This window comes from Kitasatospora sp. NPDC058063 (genome assembly GCF_042885395.1).
GTDB classification, from domain to species: Bacteria; Actinomycetota; Actinomycetes; order Streptomycetales; family Streptomycetaceae; genus Kitasatospora; species Kitasatospora lactacystinica.
The window spans coordinates 225,996-241,443 of sequence record NZ_JBHVSD010000012.1; the positions used below are offsets into that span (position 1 = coordinate 225,996).

The window sequence follows — 15,448 nt, forward strand, 5'->3', positions numbered from 1 at the left end:
GCAGGGCGGGGTCTCAGCCCTCGCGCGGGTCGTCCTCCGTCCACGGGCGCAGCTTCTCCGGGTTGCGGACCGCCCAGATGCGGGTGATCCGGCCGTCCGCGAGCTCGAACGCCGCCACCGTCGCGGTGCGGCCGCCGTGCCGGGCCACCAGGCCGGGGCGGCCGTTGACGGTCCGTTCGAGGAGTGTGAGCCCGGGGGCCCGGTCGGCGAGGTGGACCAGGTACTGGGCGATCCGCTCGCCGCCCCGGACCGGGCGCAGGGCGGCGCCGGCCAGGCCGCCGCCGTCGGCGGTCATCGTGGCGTCCGGGGCGAGCAGGGCGATCAGGGCCGTGATGTCCCGGGCCTCCCAGGCCTGCTTGAAGTGCCGCACCAGACCGGCCTGCGCGCCCGTCGGCGTCGTCGGGGCCTGCGCGGCCCTGATCCGTCGGCGGGCGGAGGCGGCCAGCTGCCGGCAGGCCGCCGGGGTCCGGCCGACGATCCCGGCGACCTCGGGGAAGGGGTAGCGGAAGACGTCGTGGAGGATGAACGCCACCCGCTCGGCCGGGGTCATCGCCTCCAGCACGACCAGGAAGGCCATGCTCACCGACTCGTCCAGGGTCACCCAGTCCGCCGGGTCGGCCGGTCCGCCGCCGCCGGCCGGCCCGCCGATCCACTCGCTGCGGTCGGGCAGCGGCTCGGGGATCCACTCGCCCACGTACCGCTCCCGCCGGGCCCGCGCCGATCCGAGCAGGTCCAGGCAGACCCGGGTGGCCACCGTGGTCAGCCAGGCGCCCGGCGAGGCGATGGCCTCCTGCTGCCGGCGGGGCAGCGCGTACCAGCGGGCGTACGTCTCCTGCACCGCGTCCTCGGCCTCGGCCAGCGAACCGAGCAGCCGGTAGGCGAGGTTGATCAGCTGCCGCCGCTCGCCGACGATCACGCTCAGCTCCGGTACGGGCCGCTCCTGCCCGGGCTCGGACGGGGTGTTCATGGTCGGGGCCGCTCCCTGCCTCGTCTCGTCCGCCGGCGCGCTCGCCGCGCTCGCCGCGCTCGCGGCTCCTGCCGTTCTCGCCGCTGCGACCCGACCACGAGCCGGCCTGCGATGTCCGCCGCGGGACGGACCCCGCCTCACACTTCGCCGGCCTGTGTCGTCGGATCACCGGGACACTATCGATCAACCGCCGCGAGGCAGAAGAGGGGAACACGACATGGCCATCCACACCACGGCGAGGGCGTCGACGGGGACGGCGCCGACGGGGACGGTGTCGGGAACGGCGGTGGCACAGCGCACCCGGGCCTTCCTGCGGGTCTCCGTCGCGCTCCAGACCGCGACCGTCCTCCTCCAGGCGGTCTCGGCCGGCCTCCTGCTCTCCACCTCCTACGGCGAACTGCTGCACGGCATCGGCGCGCGGGTGATGTACGGGGCCTCGATGCTGTACGTGCTCGCCGCCGTCCTGGCCTGGCGGCTGGGCGGCGGCTCGCCCCGCCCGATCCTGTACGCGTCGGGCTTCCTGGTGCTGGCCTCGGCGCAGGTCGTCCTCGGCATCGCGCACGTGCCGTCGGTCCACGTCCCGCTGGGTGTGCTGATCTTCGGCCTGAGCGTGGCCGTGCTGGTCCGGATGCCGGCCGCCCGCTCCGTGCGGACGGCCGGCCCCGGGTCCTCGTGACGCGCTCGGCTCAGGAGGCGACGGTCCAGCTCTGGCCGGCGGCCGGGCGGGTGGTGACGGGGGTGCCGGCGGTGCCGGCGCCCGCGTCGAGGGCGAGGCCGGTGGCGACGTTGGTGACGGTGACGCCGGCCGGGCCCTGCGTCAGTTTCCACTCCTGCCAGGGGTTGCCGGGCGACAGGTCGAGCAGGTAGGCGCTGTTGCCGGCCGAGCTCCCGGCGGAGAGCACGGTGTGCCGGTGGGTGGCGGTGGCGCAGTTGTCGGTGATCCGGACGGTGCCGTCGGGGTTGGTGGTGAAGGTCCACTGCTGCGCCGCGTCACCGGGGCGCGCGGGCTCCAGGTCGGTGATCGAGGCGATCGGCGCGGTGCAGGAGCCGAGCAGCGAGAGCGCGAGGCCGCCGCTGGTCAGCGTGTGGTACTTCCCGTCGTCGACGACGCCCGACGGCCCGCCCGTCGACGCCGGGGTGAGCCGGTAGAGGGCCGCGCCGTGCGCCGGGAGCGAGGCGCCGATCGGCCCGGTGACGGTCGAACTCGCGCCCGTCCACAGCTCCTTGGCCCGATAGCCGGAGCCGCCGAGGCCGAGTTCGGTGAGACTGGTGGAGACAGTGCGGCCGGCCGACGGGTCCTGGTTGACCAGCAGCACGGCGGTGTCGCCGTTGGCGAGCTGCCGCTTGAGGACCACCGGCGCGCGCCCGTCGGCCGGCCTGGCGCCGACCAGGGTGGCGGGCTTGGTGAGGCCGTCCTGGTCGATCGCGATCACCTCGCGGTTCTTCAGGATCGCCAGGCTCGCGCCGTCGATCCCGGTGGACCAGGTGTAGCCGCCGTCGCTGTGCCCGGACTGCGCGGCGGTGCGCAGGTCGGCGCCGGAGATCAGCGGCGCGGCGAGCATCGCGAGGATCGAGGTCTCGGTGCGGGACTCGTCGTCGGTGAAGGGCTTGTGGCAGACGCAGGTGTCGGTGGTGCCCCACAGGCCGTAGACGTCCTGCCAGCCGGTGAACATCATGTCCAGGTCGTTCCAGCTGCCCGGGCGGACGTTGCCCGGGTACTGCAGCGCGGTCTGCAGCTGCCCGTTCCAGAGCACCCCGTCGAGCTCGCTGTCCCGGTCGCCGCCGATCCGGCAGAGGTTGGCGACCTGGCCGCACCAGACGCCGGTGGGCGCGTAGCCGGGGGCGTGGAACGGGGCCGTCCCGGCGGCCTGGACCACCGGGTCGGTGCGGGCCGGGTCGTCGGCGGCGAGCAGGTACGGGACGCCGGTGTGGGCGGGCTGGGCGGAGACGCTGAGGGTGACCTTGGGCCTGCCCTGGGCGGCGGAGGCGGCGTCCAGGGCGCGCTGGAAGGTCTGCACCCGGGCGTAGACCGAGCGGGTCAGCTCCTTGCCCTCGCCCTGGGTGTAGTAGTTGTGACCGTCCGGGCCGACGATCTGCGGGCCGTACGGGCAGTCGTCGTACTTGACGAAGTCGACGCCCCAGGAGACGAAGTCGGCCGCGTCGGTGGACTCGTGGCCGAGGCTGCCGGGGTGCATCTGGCAGGTGAGGTAGGTGTCGGTGGCGTAGAGGCCGAACTTCATGCCCTTGCCGTGCGCGTAGCGGGCCAGGTACTCGATGCCGTTGATGCTGCGCCCGTCCACGGTCTGCGCGGGGAAGTGGTCGGGGCGGGGGATCAGGTGGCCGGAGGTGGGGTCGTTGCCGGTGCCGTCGGTGCCGCTGACCGGGTTCCCGGCGTTGTCGTAGAGCTGCATGCCGCCGTCGGCGTTGCGGACCAGGTCGGTGCTCTGGCCGTCGCGGTGCCAGAGCGACCAGCCGTCGTCGATGGTGACGGTGTCGTACCCGGCCGCCACCAGGCCGTTGGCGGCCATGAAGTCGATGGTCTGGACGACCTGCTCCTGGGTGACCTCGGTGCCGAGGGAGTTCCAGGAGTTCCAGCCCATGGGCGGGGTCAGGGCGTTGCCGTTGCCGAGCGCGGCGGCCGGGGCGGCCGTGCCGAGGCCGACGGCTCCCAGGCCGGCGGTGGCGAGGGCGAGGGACAGGAGGGATGCCGCGAGACGGCGGCGGGTTCGGCGCATGTGCGCACTCCTGAGGATGTGGGGGGACCGGTTGGTCGGGAAGACTCGTGGGGGGAGAGGGGACCGCGGCCGGCCGGGTGGGGCCGGCCGGCCGCGGGTGGTGCGGTGTGGGGGTCAGTCGGTGACGGTCGCGGTCGCGGAGCGGCCGGGGGCGAGGGTCACGGTGGTGGAGGTGTAGGTCACGCCGTCGACGGTCGTGGTGCGGGCCTCGCGCGGTGCGCCGTCGACGGTGACGCGGGCGTGCTGCCCGGGGAAGCGGGCCTCCCAGGTCAGCCGCTCGGTACCGGTGTTGGTGACGGTGCTGCGCTGTGCGCCGTCGTGGCGGACGGTCACCGTGCCGGCGCCCACCGGGATGCCCGCGACCTGGAGCCAGCCCATCGAGGAGGGCAGCTGTGGGGCGGTGGTGAGCGCGTGGCCGGCGGCGTCCGGGGTGACGCCGAGCAGGCCCTGGACGGTCTGGGCGAGCAGGGTGAACGGGACCTCGGGGTAGTCGCCGTTGAGCATCGCGCCGCTCACGTGCGGCTCGCCGGTGCTCTCGTAGATGTGCCGCATCCACTTCCAGGCGGTGGTGCCGTCGTGGTTGGCGAAGAAGGCGTCCGGGAGGTAGGTGTAGGCCTCCAGGTTGGCCGAGCGCTCCGGGCCGGAGTCGGCGGCGTCGACGGCGGCGAGGAAGCCGTCCCGGCGCGGGCCCGGGTCGAGCAGCCGCTTGACCGGCATCAGCACGCTCGCCTCGTAGCCCCAGCCGGTGATCGGCTTGCCGGTGGTGTCGTAGCCGTGGACGACCTCGCCGGGCTGCGAACCGTCCACGCTCCAGGTGGAGTTGACGTACGTGTGCAGCTGGTCGGCGGCCTTCCGGTAGCCGGCGGCGGAGGCGCCGTCGCCCCGGGCCTCGGCCAGCGTCGCGGCGGCGAGGTAGGCCTGGTACTGGGCGCCGACCGCGTCGCCCGCCTCGGCGTAGGTGCGGGTGGCGTTCTCGGCGTAGCTCGCGGTGCCGGCGAAGATGCTGCGGCTGGTGGCCTGCGGGATCGGCACCCCGCCGTTGTCGACCGGGCCGGGGCGGGCGGCGATGAACGGGCCGAGGGTGTTGCGGACGTAGCGGCCCAGGCCCGGGTCCTGGGCGTAGTCCCGGTCGCCGGTCCAGCGGAAGGCCTCGCCCGCCTGCTGGACGAGTTCGAACGGCGCGGGCAACTCGCGGACGAAGCGGTCCGGGCCGCGGTAGTCGATGGCCGCGTAGCTGCGGGCGTCGAAGTTGAGCGCCCAGACCGGGTAGAGCCGGTTGACCTCGGTGGCGGAGGCCGCGAATCCGCGCAGCATGGTCTTGTTCTCGGCGTCCAGCCCGAGCAGGTGGGCGCCGACCAGCTGGTGGGCGAAGTCACGGCTGTAGAAGGCGGAGCGGAACGGGTAGCCGGCCCAGTAGGAGGCGTCGTAGGTGGTGGTGCCGGTGCCGCCGGGGTGGTTCTCGTCCTGGTCGAGCACGCCGGTGGCGCCGGGCTGCTGCACCCAGCTGTTGGCCTTGGTCTTGGCCCAGTCGAAGAGGGCGACGACCTCGGGGTCGGAGGAGCTGATCACCGGGTCGTTGGGGGCGGACGGAGCGACGGCGGCGTCGTCCACGTTGACCCAGCCCGTCGGGGAGGAGCCGATGGCGAGGGTGAGCCGGTCGCCGGCGGCGACCCGCACCCGGGGGAGGGTGTACTTCGCGTAGGTGGACTGCTCGGGCAGCGGCAGGGAGCGCACGGGGGTGCCGTTGACGCTCACCGAGAGGCTGCCGCCGGCGCCGCCCGTCGCGATCCAGGCGGACAGGTCGTAGGTGCCCGCGGTGACGGCGGTGACCTGCTGGCTCACCGTGTAGCCGGGGCCGGCGTCGAGGTAGGCGAGGCGGCTGCCGCCGTGCGGGTTGTTGGTGGCGGTGCCGGTGTGGGCGGTGAAGGTCCAGCCGGCGGCCGTCGCCGACCCGCCGGTGGCCGAGCTGTCGGCGGCGGGGGCGGCCGTGGACGGGCCGCCGCTTCCGCTGCTCTGCTCGAAGCCGGGGTCGGCGAGGACCAGCGGCTCGGTGCGGGTGAGCGTCCAGCGGTGGGCGGGGCGGTGGTCGCAGTGGTGGCTCACCGGGGCCGGGTCGGCGGTCAGGCAGGCGCCGGTGCCGCGGACGGTGAGGGTGTAGGTGCCCTGCGGAGCACGGGAGACCGTGAAGCGCTCGGCCTCGGGGGCGGAGCCGCAGTCGGCGGTGGCGGGGCGGCGGTCCGGGCCGCCGAGGGTGAGGCAGCGGCCGCTGGCGGCGTTGACCAGGAGGTAGTCGCCGCCCGTGCGGCGCAGCTGCCAGCGCTGGCTGAGCAGGCGTCCGCAGGCCGCGCCGAGCACCGGGGTGCCGGGGGCGGGCTGGGCGTACTGGGGGCCGAGGCAGGAGCCGTCCAGCGCGGAGCCGAGCTGGTAGCTGCCGCCGTCGACGAGCGGTGCTCCGGCGGCGGCCGGGGCCGGGGCGGCGCCGAGGGCCTGGGCGGTGAGGACGGTCAGGAGGGCGAGACCGGTGGGTAAGGCGCGGGGGCGGGGCGGCATGGCGGAGCTACCTCCGGTCGGTCGGTGGGGTGAGGGCGTTGGAACGTTCAAATCGGGTGGGAAAGCCGAGCTATGATGCATCGCATGTGATGGGTGACATTTCACATGGTTGTTTCGGTCGCGTCAACGGGATGTGCGGTAACGGCTTCCGGGAGGTGACCGGGACGAATGGTGAAGGCTCCCGCCCGACGGGGGTGGGCGGGAGCCTTCACGTCCTGGGGCGGGGTTCAGCGCTTCAGCGTGGCGAGCGTCTCGTCCAGGCTCGGCGTGCCGGGGCGGGGCCGGTTGTACGGGAGCTTGGAGAGCATCGATCCCATCGCGCAGGTGTTGGTCAGCGCGGAGAAGGCCAGCCCGCCGCCGACGGCCGCGGAGACCCAGCGGGCGCCCGGCAGGGCGAGGTCGATCAGCACCCCGGCCAGCACCAGCGAGCCGGCCACCAGGCGGACCTGGCGGTCCAGTGCCCACACCCGGCGGGCGCCGGCCACCTGGTCCAGCGGCCGGCCGGCGTCGGCCCAGGCGTTGGTGCCGCCGGTCAGGGTGAGGGTCGGGATGCCGGCGTCGGACAGCTGGCGGCACGCGTTGTCGGCGCGCGGCCCGGCGGCGCAGACGACGGCGATCTCGCCGTGCGCGGCGGCCTCGCGCAGCGTGGGCAGGGCGCGGTCCAGCTGGTCGAGCGGGACGTTCAAGGCGCCGGGGATGTGGCCCGCGGCGTACTCGCCGGGGGAGCGGACGTCGATGAGGGTGAGCTGCCCGAGGCGGGGCTGGAACTGCTCGACGGTCAGCGGCGTGGTCATGGGGATGCGGGGTCCTCTCGGGAAGGGGGTGTGGCTGGGGGATGGGGGATCGGGGGGCTGGGCGTCGGCCCGCCGCGTTGGCGCGGTGTGCTGATCGGCCCGGCGTGGTGAATCAGGCCAGCGTGGTGATCAGCATCAGCGCGGCGACGGCGAGCAGGGCGACGGCGAAGGCCTTCCGCAGGGTGCTCCCGCTGAGCTTGTCGGCCAGCCGCTTGCCGTCCCAGGCGCCGAGGATCGCGGCCCCGGTGAAGGGGGCGGCCACAGCCCAGTCGATCGCGCCGGTCGCGCCCAGGCGGGGCAGCAGGGCGGCGAGCGAGTTGGCGGTGATGACCAGCAGGCTGGTGCCGACCGCCTCGGCCATGGTGAAGGCGAGCACCGAGACCAGGGCCGGTACGGCGAGGAAGCCGCCGCCGACGCCGAGCAGTCCGGTGACGGCGCCGAGCCCGGCGCCGGCGGCCGTGGAGCGGCCGAGTCCTGCGGCGGAACGTTCCGCCGCTTCGGCCTTGGGTGGCCTCAGCATCCGGAAGGCCGCGAGCGCCGCCAGTACCGCGAAGGCGCCGGTCAGCAGCGCACCCGGCAGGTGGGCGGACAGCGCCCCGGTGGCCGCGGCGAGGGGCAGTCCGGCGGCGGCGAACAGGGCGCCGGTGCGCCAGCGGACCCGGCCCGCCCGGGCGTGGGCGATCAGGCCGGTCAGCGAGGTCGCGGCGACGATCACCAGGCTGGCGGTCGTGGCCAGTGCGGGGCTGAAGCCCAGCAGGTAGACCAGGGCGGGGACGGCGAGCATGCTGCCGCCGCCGCCCAGCCCGCCCAGGGCGAGACCGACCACCGCACCGGCGGCGAGTGCCAGGAGCAGCGTGGTCATATCACGTGCCCGGCGCTTCCGTCGGGCGTGGTGACCGGGAGCCCGGACAGGGCCCAGGCGTTCATGCCGCCGGCCACGTTCAGCACCTCGACGCCGCGCTGGGCGAGCAGCTCCGCGGCGCGCTGGGAGCGGTGGCCGGAGCGGCAGATCGCCAGCACGGTCCGGCCGGCCGCCGCGGGCGGCAGCGGGACACCGGCGACCAGGCCGATCAGCGGCTGGTGCAGCGCGCCGGGGGCGTGCCCGGCGGTGAACTCGGCGGCCTCCCGGACGTCGAGCAGCACGGCGGCGCCGGTGCGGGCGAGTTCGTGGGCCTCGGTGGGGGTGGTCCGCCCGGGGGTGCGGTGTCCGCGGGCGCGGTCTTCGTGGGCGCGGTCTTCGTGGGCGCGGTCTTCGTGGGGAGCGGCCCCGTGGGCGTGCGGCAGCAAAGGCATGCGGTGTCTCCAGTGGTGCAGACCGGACCGCAGTGGTCCGGCGGGTCGGGGGCGGCGCGGGCGTCCGTACGGGCCCGATGGCCCGGTACGGCGGCGTGGCCGGTGCGTCCTCGGCCCCGCCCGTATCGGCTCGGCGGCGGTGGCCGACCCCCTCGATGGCTTCACCATAGTACCCCCGGGGGTATTATCGAAATCGTTCGGACATACCCCCGCCCGTATCGGCTCCCGAAGCCGTATGCTCGGAAATATACCGAGGGGGGTATCACGATGGCGCTGTGGCGCCCAGGAATCCGGCTTCGCCAACCAGGAGAAGGCCAAGGCCCGACCCGGAGGAGACAACCCCGTGATCTTCAGCCAGTACTACCTCGACTGCCTCTCCCAGGCCTCCTACCTGATCGCCGACGAACGCACCGGCCAGGCCGTGATCGTCGACCCCCGCCGGGACGTCGACGAGTACCTCGCCGACGCCATGGCGCGTGGCCTGACCGTCGTCGGCGTCATCAACACCCACTTCCACGCCGACTTCCTGGCCGGCCACCTCGAACTCGCCGCCCGCACCGGCGCCTGGATCGGCTACGGCCACCGCGCCGAGACCGAGTACCCGATTCGCAAGCTCACCGACGGCGAACGGATCGAACTCGGCGACGTCACCGTCCAGGTCCTCGAAACCCCCGGCCACACGCCCGAGTCGATCAGCATCCTGGTCTTCGAGCAGCCCGACGACACCGTCCCGTACGGTGTGCTCACCGGCGACGCGCTGTTCATCGGCGATGTCGGCCGCCCCGACCTGCTCGCCTCGGCCGGCGTCACCGCCGAGGAACTCGGCGCGATGCTCTACGACAGCGTCCACCACAAGCTGATGGGCCTGCCCGACGAGACCCTCGTCTTCCCCGCCCACGGTGCCGGCTCGGCCTGCGGCAAGAACCTCTCCGCCGACCGCCAGTCCACCATCGGGGCGCAGCGACTGACCAACTACGCCTGCCGGCCCATGGACCAGGACACCTTCGTCCGCATCGTCACCGCCGGCCAGTCCACCGCCCCCGCCTACTTCGGCCACGACGCCGCCCTCAACCGGCAGGACCGCCCGCTGCTGGATCCCACGAACGCAGCCCGCCCCCTGTGCCCCGAAGGCTTCAAGGAGGCCCGTTCCGCAGGCGCCGTCGTCCTCGACGCCCGCAGCCCCCAGGAGTTCGGCGCGGGACACATCCGCGGCGCCATCAACGTCCCCGTCGACGGCCGCTTCGCCGAACAGGCCGGCACCGTCCTCACCCCCGACAGCAGCATCGCGATCATCGCCCCGCAGGACCGCGAGGGCGAGGTCATCACCCGCCTCGCCCGCATCGGCTTCGACCACATCGCCGGCTACCTGCGCAACCCCGGCAACGCCCTGCCCGCCCTCGCCGACGAGGTCACCCCCGCCGGCCGCCTCACCGCCGACCGGCTCCGCACCGCCCTCGCCGACGAGCAGCCCCCCACCGTCCTGGACGTGCGCACCTGCGGCGAGCGCGAAACCGGCTCCATCGAAGAATCCCTGCACATCCCCCTGACCGAACTCCCCGGCCGCCTCGACGAGATCCCCACCGACCGCCCCCTCGTCGTCCACTGCGCCAGCGGCCACCGCTCCTCCATCGCCGCCAGCCTGCTGCGCCACCACGGCCACACCGAGGTCTCCGACCTCCTCGGCGGCTACGCCGCCTGGCACACCCTCACCCACCCCGCCCAGGTCTGAACCCAGCTGCCCCGGGCCACCCCCGTCGGGGTCCCGGAGTGCTCCCGAAGCCGCGCCCGCCACGGGACTTCAGGACACGATCCCGGTCCTGGAGTCCGGCGAGCGTCGCGACCGTGCTGGTGCCGATGGTCCGGCCCGGGGAAGTGCCGGCATCCCCCTCGTCGCACGTCTGCTTCAGCAGCGAGCATCGGGTGTTGCGGGCTGCCGGCTCGGACGAGCTGTTGCAGTAGATCGGGATGGCACTCGCCCAGGCCCCGTTTGCAGGCCGGTCTGCTTCGGGTCCTGGGCGCCAGGCTCCGGAACGAGGCCGGGGAGAGCTCGGCGTGGCGAGATCCCGATGGTGCGACGCGAGCACGAATCCCTGGACTTACTAGGACGTCCAACTATATGGTCGATGACAGGTCCGCGGTGTCAGGGAAGCCGGTGTGAGTCCGGCACGGTCCCGCCACTGTGACCGGGGAGTCCGTCCTCGCAGATGACGGCCACTGGCAGCCAGCCGGGAAGGCCTGAGGGCGTGCGGTGATCCGGGAGTCAGGATACCGGCCGCGGGTGATCCGTGTTTTCCACGAGGATGGAGACGACACGCATGACTCCGGGCTGCTCCCGTTCCGCTGCTCCTGGCTGTCCTGTGCCGACGGCTGTCGGAGCCCACCTGCTCTGACGGTACGTCATGCCACCGCCACCGTGACGTTGCGGGGCCGCATCACCGTGCGCCCGACCGTCGGCGGCGGCCTCCATTCCTCCTCTCCCCACCCCTGTCGAGAGAAGGAACCGATGGTCCGAGAACTGACCCACTTCATCGCCGGAAAGCCCACTGTCGGCACCTCCGGTCGCTTCGGCGACGTGTACGACCCCAACACCGGCCGGGTGCAGGCCCGGGTGCCCCTGGCGAGCCGCGCCGAGGTCGAGGCGGTGATCGCCGACGCCGCGCAGGCCCAGCCCGCGTGGGCCGCCTGGAACCCGCAGCGGCGGGCCCGCGTCCTGCTGCGCTTCCTCCAGCTGGTCGAGCAGGAGAAGGAGGAACTGGCCCGGCTGCTCTCCGCCGAGCACGGCAAGACCGTGGCCGACGCCCACGGCGACCTCCAACGCGGGCTGGAGGTCGTGGAGTTCGCCGCCGGGATCCCGCACCTGCTGAAGGGCGAGTTCAGCGACAACGCGGGCACCGGCATCGACGTCTACTCGATGCGCCAGCCGCTCGGCGTGGTCGCGGGCATCACGCCGTTCAACTTCCCGGCGATGATCCCGCTCTGGAAGGCCGCGCCTGCGCTGGCCTGCGGAAACGCCTTCGTGCTCAAGCCCTCGGAGCGCGATCCCTCGGTGCCGCTGCGGCTGGCCGAGCTGTTCCTGGAGGCCGGGCTGCCGCCGGGCGTGCTCAACGTGGTCAACGGCGGCAAGGAGGCCGTGGACACCCTGCTGGAGGACCCGCGGGTGCAGGCCCTCGGCTTCGTCGGCTCCACACCGGTCGCCCAGTACGTGTACGCCACCGCCGCCGCGCACGGGAAGCGGGCGCAGTGCTTCGGCGGCGCCAAGAACCACATGATCGTGATGCCGGACGCCGACCTCGACCAGGCGGCCGACGCGCTGGTCGGCGCCGGGTACGGATCGGCCGGCGAGCGGTGCATGGCGATCTCGGTGGCCGTCCCGGTGGGGGAGGAGACCGCGGACGCCCTGGTGGCGAAGCTGGTCGAGCGGATCGGCGCGCTCAAGGTCGGACGCTCGGACGACCCGGCGGCGGACTTCGGCCCGCTGGTGGGCCGTGACGCGCTGGACCGGGTCCGCGGCTACCTGGACCTCGGGGTCGAGGAGGGCGCCGAACTCGTCGTGGACGGACGGGACTTCCGCCTGGAGGGGCACGAGGACGGCTACTTCCTGGGCGCCACCCTCTTCGACCGGGTCACGCCCGGCATGCGGATCTACCGGGAGGAGATCTTCGGCCCGGTGCTGACCGTGGTGCGTGCCGCCGACTACGAGGAGGCGCTGCGGCTGCCCAGTGAGCACGAGTTCGGCAACGGCGTGGCCATCTACACCCGGGACGGCGACACCGCCCGGGACTTCGCCCGCCGGGTGAACACCGGCATGGTCGGGGTCAACGTGCCGATCCCGGTGCCGATCGCGTACCACACCTTCGGCGGCTGGAAGCGCTCCGGCTTCGGGGACCTCAACCAGCACGGGCCGGACGCGATCCGCTTCTACACCCGCACCCGCACCGTCACCTCGCGCTGGCCCTCCGGGGTCAAGGAGGGCGCGAGCTTCACCATGCCGACGATGGGATGAGCGCGATGCACGACCTCACCGAGGACCAGCGCGCCATCGCCCGGACCACCCGGGCCTTCGCCGAGGAGTACCTCGCGCCGCACGCCGTGGAGTGGGACCAGGCCAAGCACTTCCCGGTGGACGTGCTGCGCAAGGCAGCCGACCTGGGTCTGGCCGGTGTGTACGTCCGGGAGGGCGCGGGCGGCTCCGAACTCTCCCGGCTGGACGGCGTGGTGGCCTTCGAGGCACTCGCCACCGGCTGCCCGTCCATCGCCGCCTACCTGTCCATCCACAACATGGTCGCCTGGATGCTCGACCGCTACGGCACGCACGCGCAGCGCGCTCGCTGGCTGTCCGCGCTCTGCACGGCCGAGCACCTGGGCAGCTACTGCCTGACCGAGCCCGGTGCCGGCTCCGACGCGGCCGCGATCGCCACCCGGGCCGTGCGCGACGGCGACCACTGGGTGCTGGACGGCGTCAAGCAGTTCATCTCCGGCGCGGGAGCCTCGCAGGTGTACGTGGTGCTGGCCCGGACCGGTGCCCCCGGGCCGGACGGGATCTCCGCGTTCGTCGTCGAGCGCGACGACCCGGGGGTCGCCTTCGGGCCCGACGAGAAGAAGATGGGCTGGAACGCCCAGCCGACCCGCCAGGTACTGCTGGACGGGGTCCGGTTGCCCGCCGACCGCCTCCTCGGCGCGGAGGGCGAGGGCTTCCGGATCGCGATGAACGGGCTGAACGGCGGCCGGCTCGGCATCGCCGCCTGCTCCCTGGGCGGCGCACAACACGCGCTGGAGCGGGCCACCCGCCACCTGGCGGATCGCGAGGCGTTCGGCGCCAGGCTGCTGCACGCCCAGGCCCTGCAGTTCCGACTCGCCGACATGGCCACGGAGTTGGAGGCCGCCCGGGCGCTGCTGTGGAGAGCCGCCGCGGCGCTGGACCGGGGCGACCCCCGGGCGCCGCAGTTGTGCGCCATGGCCAAGCGCTACGCCACCGACACCGGCTTCGAGGTGGCCAACCAGGCCCTCCAACTGCACGGTGGCTACGGCTACCTGGCCGAGTTCGGCATCGAGAAGATCGTCCGCGACCTGCGGGTGCACCAGATCCTGGAAGGGACCAACGAGATCATGCGCGTCATCGTCGCCCGCGGCCTGACCGGAGCCGCGTGATGGCCGGGACCGACCTCGACGAGGTCATCCTCCAGCGCGAGGGACGGGCCGGACTGATCGTCCTCAACCGCCCCGCTGCGCTGAACGCCCTCACCCACGGCATGGTGCGGACGATCTCCGAAGCCCTGGACGCCTGGGAGGGCGACGACCGGGTCGACACCGTCGTCGTCACGGGCGCCGGCGAGCGGGCCTTCTGCGCGGGCGGCGACATCGTCGCCATCCACCGCGCCGCCACCGGCGGCGATCCGGGCGCCGTCGAGGAGTTCTGGCGAGACGAGTACCGCCTCAACGCCCGGATCGCCCGCTACCCCAAGCCCTACGTCGCGCTCATGAGCGGCATCGTGATGGGCGGCGGGGTCGGCGTCTCCGCCCACGGCAGCGTCCGGATCGTCACCGAGAGCACGCGCGTCGCCCTCCCGGAGGCCGGCATCGGCTTCGTCCCCGACGTCGGCGGCACCTACCTGCTCGCCCTCGCCCCCGGGGAGCTCGGCACCCACCTCGCCCTCACCGCGGGTTCCGTCGGTGCCGCCGACGCCCTGCTGTGCGGGCTCGCCGACCACTTCGTCCCCGCTGAACGACTGCCCGCCCTGCTGGACGACCTGGCCGAACTGCCCGTCCACGACGCCCTCGAACGGAACGTCGAGCCCGCGCCGACCGGTGCGCTGGCCGACCGACGCGGGTGGATCGACAGCTGCTACGCGGCCGGAACCGTGGAGGAGATCCTGGACCGGCTGCGGGAGAGCGGCGAACCCGAGGCGAAGAAGGCCGTCGACCGGATCGCCGCCAACTCCCCGACCGCCGTGAAGGCGACGCTCGCCGCGCTGCGCCGGGCCCGGGCACTCGGCCCGCTGGAGGCCGTCCTCGACCAGGAGTACCGCACCTCCTGCGCGGCGCTCGCCACGCCGGACCTCGCCGAGGGCATCCGGGCCCAGGTGATCGACAAGGACCGTTCGCCACGATGGCGTCCGGCGACGCTGAGCGCCGTCGAACCCGCCACCGTGGCCCGCTACTTCGCCCCGCTCGGCGAGCGCGAACTCGGCCTTGCCACCACAACCCCCCTGGAGCGCTGGTGACCCTCACCATCGGATTCATCGGACTGGGCAACATGGGCGGCCCGATGGCCGCCAACCTCGTCGAGGCCGGACATCAGGTGACCGGCTACGACCTCGCGCCGGAGGCGCTGCGGCAAGCGGAGACGGCCGGCGTCCGCCCGGCGGCCTCCGCCGCCGCGGCGGCCCGACAGGCCGACGTCGTCATCAGCATGCTGCCGGCCGGCCGCCACGTCCTGGCCGCCTACGCGGAGCTGCTGCCGTCAGCCCGTCCGGGCACCCTCTTCGTGGACTGCTCCACGATCGACGTCGCCGACGCCAGGGAGGCGCACGACCTGGCCGTACGTGCCGGGCAGCGCGCGGTGGACGCGCCGGTCTCCGGTGGGGTGGTCGGCGCGACGGCTGCGAGCCTGACCTTCATGGTCGGCGCCGAAGAGGCCGAATTCGCCGCGGTCAAGCCCGTGTTGGCGGTCATGGGGCGCAAGGTGGTGCACTGCGGCGCGGCCGGTGCCGGCCAGGCGGCGAAGGTCTGCAACAACATGATCCTCGGCATCTCGATGATCGCGGTCAGCGAGGCCTTCGTGCTCGGCGAGAGCCTCGGGCTCAGCCACCAGGCGTTGTTCGACGTGGCCTCCACCGCCTCCGGGCAGTGCTGGGCGCTCACCAGCAACTGTCCCGTCCCCGGGCCGGTGCCGGCCAGCCCGGCCAACCGCGACTACGCCGCCGGGTTCGCCGCCGCCCTGATGGCCAAGGACCTCGGACTGGCCGCCGGCGCGGCCGAAGCCGCGGGCCTGCCCACGGAACTCGGGCGCAAGGCAGCGCAGTTGTACGCGGACTTCGCGTCGTCCGAAGGCTCGGGCCTGGACTTCTCGGCGATCATCACCACCCTCGGGAAGGACACCGCATGACGTA

At 73.7% G+C, this 15,448-nt stretch carries 12 protein-coding genes and 1 riboswitch; of the genes, 6 read left to right on the forward strand and 6 right to left on the reverse strand.

Annotation, left to right across the window (positions count from 1 at the left end; genetic code table 11):
• Positions 1-13 precede the first annotated feature (13 nt).
• Complete coding sequence (sigJ, locus tag ACFVUY_RS22690; RefSeq protein WP_387732497.1) at positions 14-967, reverse strand: RNA polymerase sigma factor SigJ; 954 nt, start codon at positions 965-967, stop codon at positions 14-16.
• Positions 968-1,184: 217 nt separating this feature from the next.
• Between sigJ and ACFVUY_RS22695 the strand changes: the two genes are divergently transcribed.
• Positions 1,185-1,643, forward strand: a complete 459-nt coding sequence (locus ACFVUY_RS22695; RefSeq protein WP_387732499.1) for a hypothetical protein — start codon at positions 1,185-1,187, stop codon at positions 1,641-1,643.
• Positions 1,644-1,653: 10 nt separating this feature from the next.
• Here the strand turns inward: ACFVUY_RS22695 and ACFVUY_RS22700 are convergent, their stop codons facing one another.
• The 5 genes from ACFVUY_RS22700 to ACFVUY_RS22720 form a co-directional block, all read right to left on the reverse strand.
• Positions 1,654-3,702, reverse strand: a complete 2,049-nt coding sequence (locus tag ACFVUY_RS22700; protein WP_387732501.1) for an alpha-galactosidase — start codon at positions 3,700-3,702, stop codon at positions 1,654-1,656.
• A 114-nt stretch (positions 3,703-3,816) separates the two neighbouring features.
• Complete coding sequence (locus ACFVUY_RS22705) at positions 3,817-6,252, reverse strand: RICIN domain-containing protein (RefSeq protein WP_387732503.1); 2,436 nt, start codon at positions 6,250-6,252, stop codon at positions 3,817-3,819.
• 227 nt (positions 6,253-6,479) lie between these two features.
• Positions 6,480-7,046, reverse strand: a complete 567-nt coding sequence (locus ACFVUY_RS22710; protein WP_387690289.1) for a rhodanese-like domain-containing protein — start codon at positions 7,044-7,046, stop codon at positions 6,480-6,482.
• 112 nt (positions 7,047-7,158) lie between these two features.
• Entirely contained in the window at positions 7,159-7,908 is a 750-nt protein-coding gene (locus tag ACFVUY_RS22715; protein WP_387732505.1) for a sulfite exporter TauE/SafE family protein, read from the reverse strand.
• Positions 7,905-8,339: a rhodanese-like domain-containing protein gene (locus ACFVUY_RS22720; RefSeq protein WP_387732508.1), complete on the reverse strand. Its 435-nt coding sequence runs from the start codon at positions 8,337-8,339 to the stop codon at positions 7,905-7,907. Before ACFVUY_RS22720 ends, ACFVUY_RS22715 begins: the two co-directional genes overlap by 4 nt.
• Before the next feature lie 343 nt (positions 8,340-8,682).
• Between ACFVUY_RS22720 and ACFVUY_RS22725 the strand changes: the two genes are divergently transcribed.
• The 5 genes from ACFVUY_RS22725 to mmsB all read left to right on the forward strand — a co-directional run bounded on the left by ACFVUY_RS22725 (position 8,683) and on the right by mmsB (position 15,444).
• Positions 8,683-10,068 (forward strand): rhodanese-like domain-containing protein, encoded by a 1,386-nt coding sequence (locus ACFVUY_RS22725; RefSeq protein ID WP_387732510.1) that lies wholly within the window; start codon positions 8,683-8,685, stop codon positions 10,066-10,068.
• A gap of 371 nt (positions 10,069-10,439) precedes the next feature.
• Positions 10,440-10,631: riboswitch (cobalamin riboswitch) on the forward strand.
• A gap of 211 nt (positions 10,632-10,842) precedes the next feature.
• Positions 10,843-12,342: a CoA-acylating methylmalonate-semialdehyde dehydrogenase gene (locus ACFVUY_RS22730; protein WP_387732512.1), complete on the forward strand. Its 1,500-nt coding sequence runs from the start codon at positions 10,843-10,845 to the stop codon at positions 12,340-12,342.
• Positions 12,339-13,487 (forward strand): acyl-CoA dehydrogenase family protein, encoded by a 1,149-nt coding sequence (locus ACFVUY_RS22735; RefSeq protein WP_387732514.1) that lies wholly within the window; start codon positions 12,339-12,341, stop codon positions 13,485-13,487. Before ACFVUY_RS22730 ends, ACFVUY_RS22735 begins: the two co-directional genes overlap by 4 nt.
• The gene (locus ACFVUY_RS22740) at positions 13,487-14,560 is read left to right on the forward strand and encodes an enoyl-CoA hydratase/isomerase family protein (RefSeq protein ID WP_387732516.1); all 1,074 of its coding nucleotides are present in this window, start codon (positions 13,487-13,489) and stop codon (positions 14,558-14,560) included. The genes ACFVUY_RS22735 and ACFVUY_RS22740 overlap by 1 nt, the downstream gene beginning before the upstream one ends.
• Positions 14,557-15,444, forward strand: a complete 888-nt coding sequence (mmsB, locus tag ACFVUY_RS22745) for a 3-hydroxyisobutyrate dehydrogenase (RefSeq protein ID WP_387732519.1) — start codon at positions 14,557-14,559, stop codon at positions 15,442-15,444. The genes ACFVUY_RS22740 and mmsB overlap by 4 nt, the downstream gene beginning before the upstream one ends.
• Positions 15,445-15,448 lie beyond the last annotated feature (4 nt).

Bases quoted from the DNA above. Each gene is read 5' to 3' on its own strand.
- sigJ (WP_387732497.1), bottom strand. From the start codon at position 967: ATGAACACCCCGTCCGAGCCCGGGCAGGAGCGGCCCGTACCGGAGCTG.
- ACFVUY_RS22695 (WP_387732499.1), top strand. From the start codon at position 1,185: ATGGCCATCCACACCACGGCGAGGGCGTCGACGGGGACGGCGCCGACG.
- ACFVUY_RS22700 (WP_387732501.1), bottom strand. From the start codon at position 3,702: ATGCGCCGAACCCGCCGCCGTCTCGCGGCATCCCTCCTGTCCCTCGCC.
- ACFVUY_RS22705 (WP_387732503.1), bottom strand. From the start codon at position 6,252: ATGCCGCCCCGCCCCCGCGCCTTACCCACCGGTCTCGCCCTCCTGACC.
- ACFVUY_RS22710 (WP_387690289.1), bottom strand. From the start codon at position 7,046: ATGACCACGCCGCTGACCGTCGAGCAGTTCCAGCCCCGCCTCGGGCAG.
- ACFVUY_RS22715 (WP_387732505.1), bottom strand. From the start codon at position 7,908: ATGACCACGCTGCTCCTGGCACTCGCCGCCGGTGCGGTGGTCGGTCTC.
- ACFVUY_RS22720 (WP_387732508.1), bottom strand. From the start codon at position 8,339: ATGCCTTTGCTGCCGCACGCCCACGGGGCCGCTCCCCACGAAGACCGC.
- ACFVUY_RS22730 (WP_387732512.1), top strand. From the start codon at position 10,843: ATGGTCCGAGAACTGACCCACTTCATCGCCGGAAAGCCCACTGTCGGC.
- ACFVUY_RS22735 (WP_387732514.1), top strand. From the start codon at position 12,339: ATGAGCGCGATGCACGACCTCACCGAGGACCAGCGCGCCATCGCCCGG.
- ACFVUY_RS22740 (WP_387732516.1), top strand. From the start codon at position 13,487: ATGGCCGGGACCGACCTCGACGAGGTCATCCTCCAGCGCGAGGGACGG.